We start from the raw sequence: 15,866 nt of genomic DNA, 5'->3' as shown, positions 1-15,866 counted from the left end.
TCCTGATTGGCTTTGTCAGTCCACCACCACGACGCCATAAAAAAACCCTGCCAAAGCAGGGTTCATTTTGAAACTTAAACAGGTCAGATTAGATCAATAAAGTTCGGATATCTTTGAGCAGCTTCGTCAGCTTATTGGCAAAACGTGCAGCATCCGCACCATTAATTACACGGTGATCGTATGACAATGACAGCGGCAGCATCAAACGTGGATCAAAGCCTTCACCATTCCACACCGGCTGCATAGTTGCAGGTGAAATACCTAAAATCGCCACCTGTGGCCAATTAACCAGCGGTGTAAATGCCGTACCACCAATTGAACCCAGACTGGTAATGGTAAAGTTCGCACCTTGTAGATCTTTCGGCGACAGTTTTTTGTCACGTGCTTTTTGACTCAGTTCACCCAGCTCAATTGCAATCTGCTTAATCGATTTTTGATCTGGATTACGCAGTACAGGCACGGTCAAACCATCAGGCGTGGCAACGGCAATCCCCATGTGGATTTCATTGCGTAGCAATACTGACTTGCCATCATCAGACAAATGACCTGCAAATTCACGCTCTTCTTTCAACAAATAAGCCACTGCTTTGATGATGAAAGCCATAATGGTTAAGCCAATACCTTCTTTCTTAAAGTTAGCTTTTAAATCATTACGCCAAGCTTCAAGATCGGTAATATCCGCAGCATCGAATTGCGTCACTTGTGGGATAAAATTGTTTAAAGACAATTGCGGAATCGACACTTGTTGTAAACGTGTCAAAACTTTCTCTTCGACACCACCAAAAGCATCAAAGCTTGGTAATTTCGGCAAGCCTGAAACCTGTGCCACAGCTTGAGCTGCAGGTGCAACTTGCGGAGTGGTCAAACGGGTTTTTACATAAGCGAATAAATCTTCTTTCATTAAACGCTCATGCGGGCCCGATGCTTTGACTTCTGCCAAAACCACACCCAATTCACGTGCAAGCTTACGAACGGCAGGTCCTGCATACACTTTGGCATTGGCAGCATTTTGCTCTTTGGTGAGCTTATCTGCGCCTTGTGGTTGCGGTGCTGCTGCTTCAACTTTGCTTTCAGCTTTAGGTGCAACTGTCGCAGGCTGTGCTACAGCTGGTGCAGGTTTCGCTGCTGGCGCGGGTGCTGCAACAGCTTGACCTTCGGCTTCAATCGTCACTAAAGCGACGCCTTCAGAGACACTTTGCCCTAACTGAACATGAATCGCGGTGATTTTACCAGCTGTAGAGCTTGGCACTTCTACCGTTGCTTTGTCTGATTCCACCACGATGATGCTTTGGTCTTTTTCAACCACATCACCCACAGCGACTAAAATTTCAGCCACTGCTGCTTTATCAACACCTAAGTCAGGCACTGCAATTTCAACAGGTCCAGACGCCGCAGCCGTAGACGGCGCTGGTGTTGCTTCTGCAACAACAGGTGCAGCAACAGGCTGTGCAGTTTCTTGCACAGCAGCCGATTCAACCGCAGCAGATGAAGCCGCCGTTTTCACCGTTAAAATCACTACACCTTCTTTCACCACATCGCCAGCACTGATCGTGATCGATTCAACACGGCCTGATACAGTACTTGGGACTTCGACTGTCGCTTTGTCTGATTCCACCACGATAATACTTTGATCGACATCAATCTCATCACCAACAGAGACCAAAATCTCACTTACCGTAGCTTTTTCTACGCCAATATCAGGGACTTGCACATCAACACTTTGCGACTGAGGAGCATTGGCTGCAACAGGTGCTGCTGCAGCTTGTTCTGCTTCCACAACCGGAGTTGGTTCTGCTGCTTGGTCTTCAGTTGCATTTTGTACTGGCTCAACGGTAGCAGTACTTTGACCTTCTTCTTCCAACTCGATCAGCACAGCACCTTCAGCAACACTGTCACCCAGATTAACTGCAATGCTTTTCACCACGCCTGCCGAAGTGCTTGGCACTTCAACAGAGGCTTTGTCAGACTCTAACAACACAATGCTGTCATCAACGCTAATGCTGTCGCCGACTTTCACTAAAATCTCAGCGACCGTTGCTTTATCTACACCAATATCAGGAGTCGTAATTCGCATGATTAGTTCTCCTCTTTGTAGTCAGCCACAGCATGCAGTTCTGGCGTTTCCTGCGGAGCCCATGCCACTGGACGGTCAGTATCTAGTTCAAAGCTTGAGATGGCATCTTTGACTAAACGCGCATCAACTTCGCCTTCATCCGCGAGTTTTTTCAATGTTGCTACCACAATATGTGCGGCATCAACACCAAAATAGCTACGTAAGTTGCCACGTGTATCTGAACGACCATAACCATCTGTGCCTAATGCAACGAACGGACGATTGTCTGGAAGATAAGCACGGATTTGTTCGCTATATGCACGCATGTGATCGGTTGCCGATACCACAATACCGTCTTTTTCACGAAGTAATTGAGAGACCCAAGCTTCTTTCGTATCTTCAGCCAACGGATGTAAGCGGTTGTATTCTTCACACGCCATACCATCACGAGCTAATTCGTTAAAGCTAGTGACGCTCCACACGTTTGAATGAATTTGATATTCATCACGAAGGATTTTCGCTGCTTTAATCACTTCGCGCAGAATCACACCTGAACCCATCAACTGAACCGTTGCTTTCTCATCTTCTTCGAAGAGATACATACCACGTTTAATGCCTTCTTCAGCACCTTCAGGAATAGCTGGATGTTCGTAGTTTTCATTCATTACTGTTAAGTAATAGAACACGCGCTCTTGGTTCACGTACATGCGTTTTAACCCATCATGTACGATCACTGCCAACTCATAACCAAAACATGGGTCATAAGAAATACAGTTTGGAATCGTATTTGCCAAGATATGTGAATGACCATCTTGGTGTTGTAAACCTTCACCATTCAGTGTTGTACGACCCGCAGTTGCACCGAGCAAGAAACCTTGCGCCTGCGCATCACCTGCCGCCCATGCAATATCTCCAATACGTTGGAAACCGAACATCGAGTAGTACATATACATCGGAATCATTGGCAAGTTATTGGTCGAATAACTGGTCCCTAACGCAGCCCAAGCACTCATCGCACCCGCTTCGTTAATCCCTTCTTGTAACATGTGACCATCTTTGGCTTCACGGTAATGCATCAACTGTTCTTGGTCTTCAGGGGTATATTTTTGACCATGCGCAGCATAGATCCCCAACTGACGGAACATACCTTCCAAACCGAAAGTACGCGCTTCATCTGGCACAATTGGTACGACACGATCTTTAATGGCTTTTTCTTTCAATAATGATGAAATCAAACGTACCATCAACATGGTCGTCGATTGCTCTTTACCACCACTGCCTTTCAGTACCGCATCAAACACAGACAATTCAGGAATCGCCAGTTGTTCACTTTCTTTACGACGTGCAGGTAAATAACCACCCAATGCCTCACGACGCGCCTTCATGTATTTCAATTCAGGCGAGTTTTCGCTCGGACGATAGAATGGCACTTCTTCAAGCTGTTCATCGGTAAATGGCAAGTTGAAACGGTTACGCACGTATTTCAACGACTCAAGCTGCATTTTCTTGATTTGATGCGTCTTGTTGACTGCTTCAATCTCTTCCGACAAACCATAACCTTTGACTGTTTTTGCCAAGATAACTGTTGGCTGACCCGTTTCCTTCATCGCTTCAGCATAAGCCGCATACACTTTGAATGGGTCATGACCACCACGGTTCAGGTTATCAATATCTTCATCGCTTAAGTTGCGCACCAACTCTTCAGCTTCAGGATACTTACCAAAGAAATGTGCACGCGTATACGCACCGCCTTTCACTTGATAGCGTTGGAAGTCACCATCAACCGCTTCTTCCATCACAGCTTTTAAGGCACCTGAATCATCTTTTGCTAGTAGCGGATCCCAATGACGACCCCATACCACCTTAATCACGCGCCAGCCTGCACCACGGAACAATGATTCAAGTTCTTGAATAATTTTACCATTACCACGAACTGGGCCATCTAGACGCTGTAAGTTACAGTTCACGACCCAAATCAGGTTGTCGAGCTTTTCACGACCTGCAAGTGAAATGGCACCTGTACTTTCAGGTTCATCCATTTCACCATCACCGAGGTAAGCCCAAACTTTACGGTTTTCTTCTTTGATCAAACCACGGTTCATCAAGTATTTTTGGATGTGTGCTTGATAAATCGACATGATTGGGCCTAGACCCATCGATACAGTTGGGAACTGCCAATAATCTGGCATCAAGTACGGATGTGGGTATGACGGCAAACCTTTACCGCCGACTTCACGACGGAAATTATTTAAGTGTTCTTCAGTCAAACGACCTTCTAAGAACGAACGTGCATAGATACCCGGCGCACAGTGACCTTGATAATAGATCATGTCACCGCCAAAGCTGTCGCTATTGGCACGGAAGAAGTGGTTAAAGCCCACGTCATATAAAGTTGCAGATGATGCAAAACTTGCCAAGTGACCACCTAAGTCATCACCTGTTTTATTGGCACGCAGTACCATCGCTAAGGCATTCCAGCGGATCAGCGCACGAATACGGCGCTCCATATCCGAATCACCCGGCATAGGCGGTTGTTCTTCAACTGAAATGGTATTTAAGTAAGGAGTATTTAGTCGCTGAATGGGAACGTGCTTAGCAATCGCTTGTTGATAGAGTTTTTCAAGCAAAAATGCAGCGCGGTCAGTTCCCATGTGCTGTAAAACTGAATCAAATGCGTCCTGCCATTCTTGGGTTTCTTGCGCATCTGTATCGCCATAAAACGCCATACTTCACCTATCCTATGTGCTAAATATATGGCTCTATTAGTACCATATTTTGGCTAGGCTCAGTTATCGCCACAGATGAATACGAAATAGCTCTATTATTTATTTACTAAATACTTATTGATTAACAATTACACAAATTTACATTTTTGGGTCAATTTTCGCCATATTTCATACAGACAATATTTTTTAGAATGATAATTTTATAGTTATTAGCGATAAATAAAAAAGCCATTGTCTGTAGAGGTTCGGACAATGGCTTCGTATACAAATTTTGTATGCGCTTATGGCAACATCGCTAAATACGTCGATGGGTTTTTACGTTGACCATCTTTCACTACTTCGTAATGCAAATGTGGGCCAGTACAACGACCAGTACAACCAACGTTAGCAATATGCTCACCCGCAGCAACACGGTCGCCTACACGTGCAATTAAGCGTGATGCATGTGCATAACGTGTCAGGTAACCATTACCATGGTTAATTTCAACATATTGACCATAACCTGTGCCCCAGCCTGATTTGGTTACAATGCCTGGACCTGTTGCATAAATAGGCGTACCACTTGCCGCAGAAAGATCTAAACCTGAATGATTTTCTGCACGACCACCCATGGTACGGCCACCATAGTTTGAGCTCACGCGCTTCATGTCTGGAAGTGGGTGGGCAATTAACCATGAATATGGATTATTTGAACTTGCAGAATAGTTTTTAGAGGAAGTGCTTGAACCGTATTTTTTTGTGATTGTCGCATTGTTGAGTTCAATTGATTTTTCACGAATTTGAACATTCAACTTTGTTTCTGCTGGAATATCAATATCATTGCTTTCAGAGTAAGCACCTTGAGACAAAGTGCGAGTTAACTGTTCAATACGATCTGATGATGAATCTGCTTGATTTAATTCAACTAAATCTGCAAAAGCGACTGAAGCGGCCGAAGCAGCCAATGAAAACGCCAATAAAATACGTCGTAAATGCATAAAAAACCTCTATAAACTGTTCTCTTTTGTTCCTTGTGTGATTTCGTCCTTGATATCAGCCAAAAGGAGCGCATAAGATTAAGACATAAACATGTAGGAAATATGTATGTCAGAACCTGTCAACGTCTTTCAACCAACAAGAAAACACATAAAAACAGGAAACTTTTCGTTTCTCTCAACGCAAGTTGCTGCATGGCAGAAGCTTACGAAAATTGTCCAACCGCTATTACCCCAACCGGATCAATGGCAAGTCGTTTGTTATATAAACGGTGTACTTATATTAACTGGAGAAAATCAGGCACTGATAAGTCAGTTGGCCTATTTACAAAAGCAATATATTGCACAGTTATCACAAATATACGAATTCAAGGATTTACACAAGATTCAAGTCCGTCTGAGAACTCCGTCTCCAACGCCCCATTCCCCTGAAAAAATTTCAAGAACCCTCAGTACAGAAACTCAGGATTTACTCCGTAATGCTGCTGACTTTGTGAGCGACCCTAAGCTTAGCCAAGCAATGCTGCGTTTGGCAAGCAATAAAAAGTAACCACCGAGTTGTAACAGATAAATTTGAATATTCAGAATGTGACAGACTTAACACTTACAAATGATACAATATAACATCACTATTATAAGACAATGACTTATGTCACATTCACATAACTAATTGGGCAATCATTAATGTCATCAAATGTTACAATTTCATAGCTGTCTGGATCACTTTTGACATTGCGTAATAACTGATTATTTAATGCATGACCTGACTTATAGGCATCATATTTCGCAATAATTTGATGACCGAGCAAATATAAATCACCCACAGCATCTAATATTTTGTGACGAACAAACTCATCCGAAAAGCGTAAGCCCTCTTCATTGACCACACCATTGTCATCTACACCAATGGCATTTTCGAGACTCGCCCCTAAAGCCAAATTATTAGCTTTGAGGTAATCTAAATCTTTCATAAAGCCAAAAGTCCGCGCTTCACTAACTTCATAGACAAATGTTTCGGTTGAAAAGTCGATAGTTGCCGACTGAAATTCTTTCTTAAATGCAGGATGGTCAAAATCAATCGTAAAATTTAATTGGAAACCGTCATGCGGTTGGAAGGCAGCACGTTTATCATCGATCAGTGCTTCGACAGGTTTGCGTATTTTTATGAATTTTTTAGGTGCATTTTGTTCTTGTAGTTCACCTTGCATAAGCAAATAAATGAACGGGCCGGCACTCCCATCCATAATAGGCACTTCAGACGCCGACACTTCCACGATCAGGTTATCAATCCCTAAACCAGCAATCGCACTCATAATGTGCTCAATTGTGCCCACCTTGGCATTTTCTTGCACCAAGTTAGAACACATGAATGCTTCTTGAATCAGCATAGCATCGGCTGGAATATCAATCGGTGGATTTAAGTCGATACGACGAAACACAATCCCCCCATCGGCATGATGTGGCACAAAGTTAATCATCACTTTTTGCCCACTATGCAGTCCGATGCCACTCGCTTTCACGATGCGTTTCAGGGTACGTTGTTTCAACATGTGTCTTCTATCATCAGTTCACAAAACCGCTATACGTTAGCATATTTAGCCATTGATAAAAAACAAAAAGGTAGCTGATCAGCTACCTTTTGTAATCAACAGACATTTAAGTCATTGAATTTATGTTATTTACGTTGCTGATTTTTCAAATAGTCTTGAATACTCATTGGCGTAGGGCGTGAATTGGATGCTGACGCCGCTGCCGCAGCTGGAGCTGCTGCTTCATTGTGTTGACGTTGAATCGCTGGCACATCATCTTCATCTACAGGTACTTGTGCAGAAGCGACTGTACGCGTTGCTTGTGCGACAGGGCGTTTCACTGGCTCAGCAGAATCGGCAGAATTACGAGTTAAACCCGTTGCGATCACCGTTACGCTAATTTCATCACGTGCATCTGGATCAAATACCGTACCGTAGAACACTTGACCTTCATCAAGATCGACAATTTGGTTCACCACATCAGTGATTTCTTCAATTTCACCGAAGGTTACGTCATCGCCACCTGTAACGTTAATCAAAATGCCTTTTGCATTCATGATGGTCACGTTATCTAACAACGGGCTACGGATCGCTTGCTCAGCAGCTTGACGCGCACGGTTTTCACCACGACCAGAACCTGCACCCATCATTGCGTAACCACGTGTACTCATGGCAGTTTTCAAATCGGCGAAGTCAAGGTTGATATGACCTGGACGTACCACCAAATCAAAGATACTACGAACCGCATTTAACAATACATCGTCTGCCTTTTTATAGGCATCTTTCATTGAAATATCGCGGAATACTTTAAGTAGACGTTGGTTCGGAATAATAATCAGAGAATCAACATGTTGCTCAAGTGCTTCAATACCTTTCTCAGCAGATTGCTGACGACGTTTACCTTCAAAGTTAAACGGAGTCGTCACCACACCTACAGTTAAGATACCCATTTCTTTGGCAATTTCAGCAACAACTGGCGCAGCACCGGTACCTGTACCACCACCCATACCTGCAGTCACGAACACCATGTCCGTACCTTCAAGGTGTTGGCGAATCAACTCACGGCTTTCTTCAGCAGCAGTTTGACCCACTTGTGGATTTGCACCTGCACCCAAACCACGCGTACTTTGCTCGCCGAGTTGGATTTTAAATTGTGCATTCATGCGGTCGAGTGCTTGTTTGTCTGTATTGGCACAAACAAATTTTACACCCTCGATATCTGATTCCAACATATGTTGCACAGCGTTGCCGCCAGCACCACCTACACCGAATACTGTGAAACGGGCTTGACCGTTGCTGTCGCTTTGATCATCTTCTAAAAATTCAAATGAGGCCATGCCTAAAAAATTCCTAATCCATAATTGGCAGACACTTCAGCCCGTATACTGCCTTGATCTTAATAAAAATTGTTTTTTAGAATGCTGTCCAAGTTCCAGCTTGTCAAGTACAAGCAATAATCCGTACAACTTCCCAACAATATTCCCAAATATTTCAACTTAAAAGATCGACTTCAAGGTGTCATTGAAGCCCGACCATGCACGTTTTACCCGATTCAATACTGAAAGTTTTTCCGTATCTTCTGGCTCAACGATCGTATCTTGTGTTTCACTTTGACTGAAAATTAACAGACCTGCGGCAGTCGCGTATTGTGAACGACGTAAAGCGGCTTGCTGTTGATCATCAGCATACACTTGCATAGGTGGATTACCTAAATGTGCAGAAACACCTAACATCCGACGCGCAAATGTCACCATTCCTTCAATTTGGCAGGCATCACCTGTGAGTACAACACCATGGTATAAACCATGAATCGCACCATGATCGACCAACTCATTACGCACTTGATTAAGAATTTCTTCATAGCGCGCAATAATGATTTCGGTCAGTTCAATACGGCTAATGGTTTGTGGACCATCAATACCTTGGAACTGAATCATACTTTCAGGTTTAACCACTTTCAGATCAACACAACCATACAACAGCTTAATACGTTCAGCTTCTTCTGTTGTGGTTTGCAATACAGCAGCAATATCACGTGTTACATGCTCACCGCCACGTTGCAAAGTGTGTGTCATCGCCAAGCGACCATCTAAATACACCGCAATATTGGTCGTACCAGCACCAATATCAACCAAGCACACACCATATTCTTTTTCATCTTTAAGCAAACTAGCTTCAGCAGTTGCTAATGATGAAATGACCATGCGTTCAACACCAATATTGGCACCTTTTAATGCGCGATCCAAATTCTGCATGGTGCTGATGGGCAACATCATCAAATGATAATGCCCTGTCATACTCCGTGCTGACATGCGAATCGGGTTTAACACCCATTCGGGTTCATCATCTAGTTCAAAACCTAAAGGTACAGCACTCACCAAATAGTGGTCAGACGTTAAATGACTGGCTTTGGCCAGTTCTAATGCACGCACCACTTCATTGGTGGTAATCGCATGGTCATTATTTTCAATTGGAGTGCGACCAGAGGCATAAAAACTTTTTAGTTCAGCACTTGGAATAGAAATCCACGCAGAATGTACACGACATTCCGCCATATCTTCTGCTTCCTGCACTGCATTTTTAATTGCGGTAACAACTTTATCGAGACTGACAATTTTCCCTTTATTCATGCCGCGGTTACGAGCGGTCGCCATCCCTACCACTTGGATATTGTCTGGCGCGTGTACCTTACCAATCAAAACTGAAACTTTGTGTGTCCCAATGTCAATCGCAACAACCGAGGGAACAGCTTCATTCATTATTTACTACTACCATTCACATGTTTGTTTAATTTATGGCTTAAAGCCTCTACTTATAAAGCCGATCATTATGGCTTTACAGGCGCTGCATTCGCAATGCCTATGTCATCACTAGTTACAACAAACTGACCATTTACCGACTTTGCTGGCACAGAGTTTTTCCATTGAATCGCTAAACCATTTCGGTAGCGCAAATCGATGGCAGAAATTCGTGGCCATACAGGTTTTAAGTCACTGTGTGCGAGATAACTTAAACGCTGCAACTTACTCATGGTCTGATCCTGATCGACAATCACGCGTAAGCCTGAATCAAACTGCATAAACCAAGTCATTCGTTCGGTTAAATATAATTCTTTTAAACGAATGCCAACAGGTATAAACAATTGATTAATTTCATTATAGCGACGCATCATCATTTTGGACTGACTCGTCGGCCCATGCAATAACGGTAAATTCTGATGATTGGTCGGGGTTAATTCGGCAAATACATCACCACTGTCGCTTAACAGTCGCCCAGTTCCCCAACGTGCAATCGCTTGACGCGGCATCACCCGTACACGAATTGCATTTGGCCAAGCACGCGATACCACCACGCGATCGACCCAAGAGATTTCTAAAGTACGGTCACGAATGACACGTAAATCAGAGGTAAAATAGTTTTCAGTAATCATCGGTGAAACGTATGATATGACTTGTTGTTTTTCTTGGGCGCTCCGCACACCCACCACATCAAGTTCAGCCACACGTGCATCCGTCATGACTTTATATAGCCCCCAAATTCCGGCAATCAAAACCACACATGCAATAAACAACAACAGCCATCCACCCACATTGGTAAGTTTTTCCTTACGTGTCGGCGGTTTGTCATGTATCGATGTCGTTGCTGCACGTTTACGGCGCATAGACGCAGGAAGTTGAGCCATAATTTAGTGTGCCGCACCTGTCAGGGTTTGTTCCAAAATCGCGACACAAAGATCATCAAAACTATAGCCTACAGCATTGGCAGCTTTTGGCACTAGAGAATGACTAGTCATACCCGGAACAGTATTTACCTCAAGTAACCAGAAGTTTCCTTCTGCATCTTGCATCGCGTCAATACGGCCCCAACCACTCGCACCTACCGCTTGGAAAGCACGTAAAGATAAAGCTTGTAGACGCTTTTCTTCATCTTCAGTCAAGCCACATGGAATACCATATTGCACATCGTTACGGTTATATTTCGCTTCGTAATCATAAAAAGCCACATCTGCAGGCGGTTCTAAACGAATCACCGGTAATGCCTGACCATTTAAAATCACAATGGTAAATTCACGTCCGGTAATCCATTTTTCAGCCATCACGACTGCATCATGCTGGGTCGCTTTTGCAATTGCGGTTGCAAAGTCTTCAATTTTTTCAACTTTGCTCATACCAATGCTTGAACCTTCATGCACCGGCTTGATAATAAATGGCAAACCAATTGAATCTACAATTTCTTGTAAATCTGAGTCTTTGCTGACAATACGATAAGGTGCTGTCGGTAGTTCTGAACCTTGCCAAACTTGTTTAGTTTTGACTTTATCCATACCAATCGCTGAGCCTTGAACGCCCGTTCCAGTGTACGGAATGTTTAACCATTCCAAAGTACCCTGAATTTGACCATCTTCACCACCACGGCCATGAAGGACGATAAATGCACGGTCATAAGCCACCAACTCAGTCACACTGCGTTGCTGCGGATCGAATGCTTCGGCATTTACACCCGAACGCACCAATGCTTCAAGTACAGCTTTACCACTATCGAGAGAAACCTCACGTTCGGCAGATTTCCCACCTAATAACACGGCAACTTTGCCGAATTTTGAAGCATTTGACACGTTTATATCCTTAAACTTTTATCTACGGTCTAAACAAACTTTGGATCACCCAGCGATGATCATTTTACATAGAGATTGTTTTGAGCAAGTTCGATTGAGATTGCTCCAACATTACCTGCGCCCTGTGTTAATAACAAGTCATTTGCTTGTAACACTTTTTTCATTACTGCTTGTAAGTTGCCTTCTACTGGATCGATGAGAATCGGCTCCACTTCACCACGTAGACGAATGCTTCGAGCCAATGCACGACTATCCGCACCCACAATTGGCTTTTCACCCGCTGGATAAACTTCTAATAACAACAGTTGATCGACTTGTGACAAGACATCGACGAAGTCATCAAAACAGTCACGCGTACGGCTAAAACGGTGCGGTTGGAACATCATCACCAAACGACGATCTGGATGACTTGCACGTGCTGCTTTAATGGTCGCTTCCACTTCTTTTGGATGGTGACCATAGTCATCGACCAATTTCACCAAGCCATCTTCAACTTCAAATTCGCCTTGTACTTGGAAACGACGACCTACGCCACTGAAGCTTTCTAAGGCACGTGCAATCGCAGCATCAGAAACACCTTCATCCGTTGCAATACCAATCGCTGCCAAGGCATTTAAGATGTTATGCAGACCCGGCAAGTTAATGGTTAAACGTAACGGCTCACGGTCTTTACGCAAAACGGTAAAGTGTGATTGCATGCCTTCTTGAGCCACATCAACAGCACGAATGTCATTGTCTTCATTGAAACCATACGTCACGACAGGACGACCAATACGCGGCATAATTTCACGGATGTTGGCATCATCACCACACATCACAGCTAAACCGTAAAATGGAAGGCGCTGTAAGAATTGTACGAAGGTATCTTTCAATACATCGAAACTACCGCCATAGGTATCCATATGGTCAGCGTCGATATTGGTGACAATCGTTGCCATCGGCTGTAAATGCAGGAATGACGCATCTGATTCGTCCGCTTCAGCCACGATATAACGGCTTGCACCCAATGCAGCATTCACACCAGTACGATTTAACAAACCACCAATGACATAAGTTGGGTCCAGATTTTCTTCTGCCAACATGCAGGTCACAAGACTGGTAGTCGTGGTTTTACCATGCGTCCCCGCAACGGCAATACCATGACGGTAACGCATTAATTCACCCAACATTTCTGCACGACGCACGACAGGTGTACGGGTTTCAATCGCCGCTTTCACTTCCGGGTTTTCAGAATCAATGGCTGTTGATACCACGATTACATTAGCGCCTTGAATATTTTCAGCAGCATGACCAATGAAAACTTGAATGCCATTTTCTTCAAGCTGAGCCGTGGTTTTCGACGCTTTAATATCTGAACCTGAAACTTTATAGCCTTGGTTTTTCAATACTTCGGCAATACCGCACATGCCCGCACCACCAATCCCAATAAAATGGATGTGTTTAATACGGCGCATTTCTGGCACTTTAATGAGCTTTTTCGCTTGATCGGCAGGCGTTGATGGAGACATAGATTACTCGAATTTTACAAATCTTGAATTAAACCAACCACGTGCTGTGTCGCATCGGGTTGTGCCTGTTGTCGAGCCTTAACCGCCATTTCCATAAGTCGTTGGCGATTCATCAGCGGCTTCAACAACGCTGTTAAACTTTCTGCGGTCATGTCCGCTTGTGGGCAAATTTTTGCGGCATTGATATTGGCCAAGAACCCTGCATTTGCAGTTTGATGGTCATCCACTGCACTTGGCAGAGGAACAAAGACGGCTGCTACACCCGCTGTCGCAATTTCAGTGACGGTTAGTGCACCAGCACGGCAGATAATCAAATCCGCTGCAGAATAGGCTGCTGCCATATCTTCAATAAAAGGTTGTACTTCAACTTGTATATGTTCAGGTGCGTTTGCATAACGAGCCAATGTGCTTTCAGCATTATTTTGACCACACTGATGATATACACTCAGGGGCTGTTCTAATTGCTGCAAAGCAGCCGGCACACATTCATTTAAGGCACGTGCCCCCAGTGAGCCCCCTACAATTAAAACCCGTAATGGCAACCCAGCTTTTTCACGCTCTTGGTAACGCCATGACGGATTTAAAATTTCTGTAATTTCTTTACGCACAGGATTACCTGTGGTCACGATTTTATCTTGTGCTGGAAAGGTATTTGGAAATGCCTGACAGACAATTTTGGCTACACGTGACAACTGCGTATTGGTAAAACCTGCTACCGCATTTTGTTCATGGATAATAACTGGTATGCCCAATGCACGAGCCGCCAAACCACCCGGTCCAGCCACGTACCCCCCAAAGCCTGCAACTGCATCAACTTTGAGTTGTTTCATATAACGCATGGCACTCAAAGTAGCTTTGAGAATTTTAAACGGTGCCATCAGCTTACGCACGACTCCATTGCCGCGTACGCCTTGGATATCAATTTGATAAATTGGAATATTATGATTTTTAAGCAGGCGATTTTCCATGCCTGTTGGCGTTGCGAGCCAAGAAACTTCACAGCCTTGTTGTTGCAACTCTTTGGCAACAGCGAGCGCTGGAAAGACGTGACCACCGGTTCCGGCAGCCATCATCATGACATGTTTCGGCTTTACTTGCGTTACTTCGGTCACTGTCTAATTCTTCATTTCTAAAAAGAGGCTAATGATATTCGATTTTAAGCAAACAATTGTAATCACAAACGCATGACCGTGAAAGGTAATTTACTTTTTTTCAACAGGCGTATGATTGTTTTTTTCTACTATTTTAAAAGTTTAAACTAGTTTTATTATTAATCTATGAGAATTGAAAAAAAATCAGACAATTTTTCACTTTAATTGCATTCACTTACAGTTTTTTGCTTTTTAAGCTCCCCTCCCCTTAGCGCAGGACAAAAAAAGAGCCCGTGGAGGACTCTTTTAAATCTAGTGCAAAATTAAGCTTTTAAACCTGCCTCAAGGACATCGAATAAATCATCGGCAATCGAGGTGCCAAATTGCGCATCAATTTCACGTACGCAGGTTGGACTGGTGACATTAATTTCAGTCACGTAATTACCAATCACATCCAGACCAACAAAGACTAAACCTTTTTCACGAAGGAATGGCCCCACTTTGGCTGCAATGGCTTTATCATTTTCAGTCAATGGACGCGCCTCGCCCAAACCACCTGCCGCCAAGTTACCACGCACTTCACCATTTTGCGGAATACGCGCCAAACAATACGGTACGGGTTCGCCATTGATCATCAAGATGCGCTTGTCGCCATCCACAATTTCTGGGATGTAACGCTGCGCCATAATCGGCTGTGTGCCGTTATTGGTCAGGATTTCAATGGTTGAACCAATATTAACGCCATCTTGGTATAAACGGAAAATGCCCATACCACCCATGCCGTCTAATGGCTTCACAATCACATCGCCGTGTTCGTGCAAAAATTCACGAATCAGGCTTTGCTGCGAGGTCACCAAGGTCGGTACTTGAAGTTCAGGGAATTGCGTCGCAAACAATTTTTCATTGCAGTCACGTAGGCTTTGTGGCTTGTTAATAATCCATGCGCCTTCGCGTTCAGCCTGTTCCAAAATATAGGTGGTGTAGACAAAGTTCATGTCAAACGGAGGATCTTTACGCATCAAAACTACGTCATAAGCAGCAATTGATTCTTTTTGTTTTTCGCCGAGTTCAAAATAGTGATTGTAGTCTTCAAAAACTTTTAGCGGTGAAATCAAACCAAAGGCTTTGCCGTGATCGATATATAAATCTTGCTGTAATGCATAGCCTAGCTCATGTCCACGACGTGCTGCTGCCCATAGCATCGCCATTGAGGTATCTTTTTTTAGGTTTACATTTTCGATGGGATCCATCACAACAAGTACACGCATTATTCAGTGCTCTGTTCATTATCAATTTATGAACGAGTATAGCCGAGATTTTTCTTTTGTTTATTCTGATTTTGCATGTGTATGTATGGATTCGTGTGATGC

At 43.8% G+C, this 15,866-nt stretch carries 12 protein-coding genes; 1 reads left to right on the top strand and 11 read right to left on the bottom strand.

Annotated features, from left to right (window positions below):
* Positions 1-88: 88 nt before the first annotated feature.
* The 3 genes from FTU02_RS07120 to FTU02_RS07110 all read right to left on the bottom strand — a co-directional run bounded on the left by FTU02_RS07120 (position 89) and on the right by FTU02_RS07110 (position 5,756).
* Positions 89-2,074, bottom strand: a complete 1,986-nt coding sequence (locus FTU02_RS07120) for a 2-oxo acid dehydrogenase subunit E2 (protein WP_180156489.1) — start codon at positions 2,072-2,074, stop codon at positions 89-91.
* A gap of 2 nt (positions 2,075-2,076) precedes the next feature.
* Entirely contained in the window at positions 2,077-4,779 is a 2,703-nt protein-coding gene (gene aceE / locus FTU02_RS07115) for a pyruvate dehydrogenase (acetyl-transferring), homodimeric type (protein ID WP_180041745.1), read from the bottom strand.
* A 281-nt stretch (positions 4,780-5,060) separates the two neighbouring features.
* Positions 5,061-5,756 (bottom strand): M23 family metallopeptidase, encoded by a 696-nt coding sequence (locus FTU02_RS07110; protein WP_180156487.1) that lies wholly within the window; start codon positions 5,754-5,756, stop codon positions 5,061-5,063.
* A 106-nt stretch (positions 5,757-5,862) separates the two neighbouring features.
* Here FTU02_RS07110 and FTU02_RS07105 point away from each other — a divergent pair, with 106 nt between their 5' ends.
* Positions 5,863-6,303 carry a DciA family protein gene (locus FTU02_RS07105; RefSeq protein ID WP_111884464.1) on the top strand — a complete coding sequence of 147 codons (441 nt, stop codon included), beginning with the start codon at positions 5,863-5,865 and terminating at the stop codon, positions 6,301-6,303.
* A gap of 97 nt (positions 6,304-6,400) precedes the next feature.
* On the opposite strand, the gene lpxC is transcribed toward FTU02_RS07105, so the two are convergent.
* From lpxC to gshB, 8 genes are all read right to left on the bottom strand, one after another.
* Positions 6,401-7,303 (bottom strand): UDP-3-O-acyl-N-acetylglucosamine deacetylase, encoded by a 903-nt coding sequence (gene lpxC / locus FTU02_RS07100; protein ID WP_180063028.1) that lies wholly within the window; start codon positions 7,301-7,303, stop codon positions 6,401-6,403.
* Between the two features lie 125 nt (positions 7,304-7,428).
* A complete protein-coding gene (ftsZ, locus tag FTU02_RS07095) occupies positions 7,429-8,619 on the bottom strand; it encodes a cell division protein FtsZ (RefSeq protein WP_078193216.1) in 1,191 nt (396 codons plus the stop codon).
* 159 nt (positions 8,620-8,778) lie between these two features.
* On the bottom strand, positions 8,779-10,041 hold the full coding sequence (gene ftsA, locus FTU02_RS07090) for a cell division protein FtsA (protein ID WP_078193217.1): 1,263 nt from the start codon (positions 10,039-10,041) through the stop codon (positions 8,779-8,781).
* Positions 10,042-10,109: 68 nt separating this feature from the next.
* A complete protein-coding gene (locus FTU02_RS07085) occupies positions 10,110-10,964 on the bottom strand; it encodes a cell division protein FtsQ/DivIB (protein ID WP_180156485.1) in 855 nt (284 codons plus the stop codon).
* A 3-nt stretch (positions 10,965-10,967) separates the two neighbouring features.
* Entirely contained in the window at positions 10,968-11,897 is a 930-nt protein-coding gene (locus FTU02_RS07080; RefSeq protein ID WP_078193219.1) for a D-alanine--D-alanine ligase, read from the bottom strand.
* Between the two features lie 59 nt (positions 11,898-11,956).
* Positions 11,957-13,405 (bottom strand): UDP-N-acetylmuramate--L-alanine ligase, encoded by a 1,449-nt coding sequence (gene murC, locus FTU02_RS07075; protein ID WP_078190576.1) that lies wholly within the window; start codon positions 13,403-13,405, stop codon positions 11,957-11,959.
* 14 nt (positions 13,406-13,419) lie between these two features.
* Positions 13,420-14,517 carry an undecaprenyldiphospho-muramoylpentapeptide beta-N-acetylglucosaminyltransferase gene (murG, locus tag FTU02_RS07070; RefSeq protein ID WP_180156483.1) on the bottom strand — a complete coding sequence of 366 codons (1,098 nt, stop codon included), beginning with the start codon at positions 14,515-14,517 and terminating at the stop codon, positions 13,420-13,422.
* A 302-nt stretch (positions 14,518-14,819) separates the two neighbouring features.
* Complete coding sequence (gshB, locus tag FTU02_RS07065) at positions 14,820-15,764, bottom strand: glutathione synthase (protein WP_180109615.1); 945 nt, start codon at positions 15,762-15,764, stop codon at positions 14,820-14,822.
* Between the last annotated feature and the right edge of the window lie 102 nt (positions 15,765-15,866).

Source organism: Acinetobacter sp. YH12045 (assembly GCF_013419925.1).
In the GTDB taxonomy this organism is placed as follows: domain Bacteria; phylum Pseudomonadota; class Gammaproteobacteria; order Pseudomonadales; family Moraxellaceae; genus Acinetobacter; species Acinetobacter amyesii.
Note: the sequence above shows the minus strand (reverse complement) of the source record. Positions and strands in the feature narration are given on the sequence as shown.

Bases quoted from the DNA above. Each gene is read 5' to 3' on its own strand.
- ftsZ (WP_078193216.1), bottom strand. From the start codon at position 8,619: ATGGCCTCATTTGAATTTTTAGAAGATGATCAAAGCGACAGCAACGGT.
- gshB (WP_180109615.1), bottom strand. From the start codon at position 15,764: ATGCGTGTACTTGTTGTGATGGATCCCATCGAAAATGTAAACCTAAAA.
- FTU02_RS07110 (WP_180156487.1), bottom strand. From the start codon at position 5,756: ATGCATTTACGACGTATTTTATTGGCGTTTTCATTGGCTGCTTCGGCC.
- murC (WP_078190576.1), bottom strand. From the start codon at position 13,405: ATGTCTCCATCAACGCCTGCCGATCAAGCGAAAAAGCTCATTAAAGTG.
- aceE (WP_180041745.1), bottom strand. From the start codon at position 4,779: ATGGCGTTTTATGGCGATACAGATGCGCAAGAAACCCAAGAATGGCAG.
- FTU02_RS07105 (WP_111884464.1), top strand. From the start codon at position 5,863: ATGTCAGAACCTGTCAACGTCTTTCAACCAACAAGAAAACACATAAAA.
- ftsA (WP_078193217.1), bottom strand. From the start codon at position 10,041: ATGAATGAAGCTGTTCCCTCGGTTGTTGCGATTGACATTGGGACACAC.
- FTU02_RS07120 (WP_180156489.1), bottom strand. From the start codon at position 2,074: ATGCGAATTACGACTCCTGATATTGGTGTAGATAAAGCAACGGTCGCT.
- lpxC (WP_180063028.1), bottom strand. From the start codon at position 7,303: ATGTTGAAACAACGTACCCTGAAACGCATCGTGAAAGCGAGTGGCATC.
- FTU02_RS07085 (WP_180156485.1), bottom strand. From the start codon at position 10,964: ATGGCTCAACTTCCTGCGTCTATGCGCCGTAAACGTGCAGCAACGACA.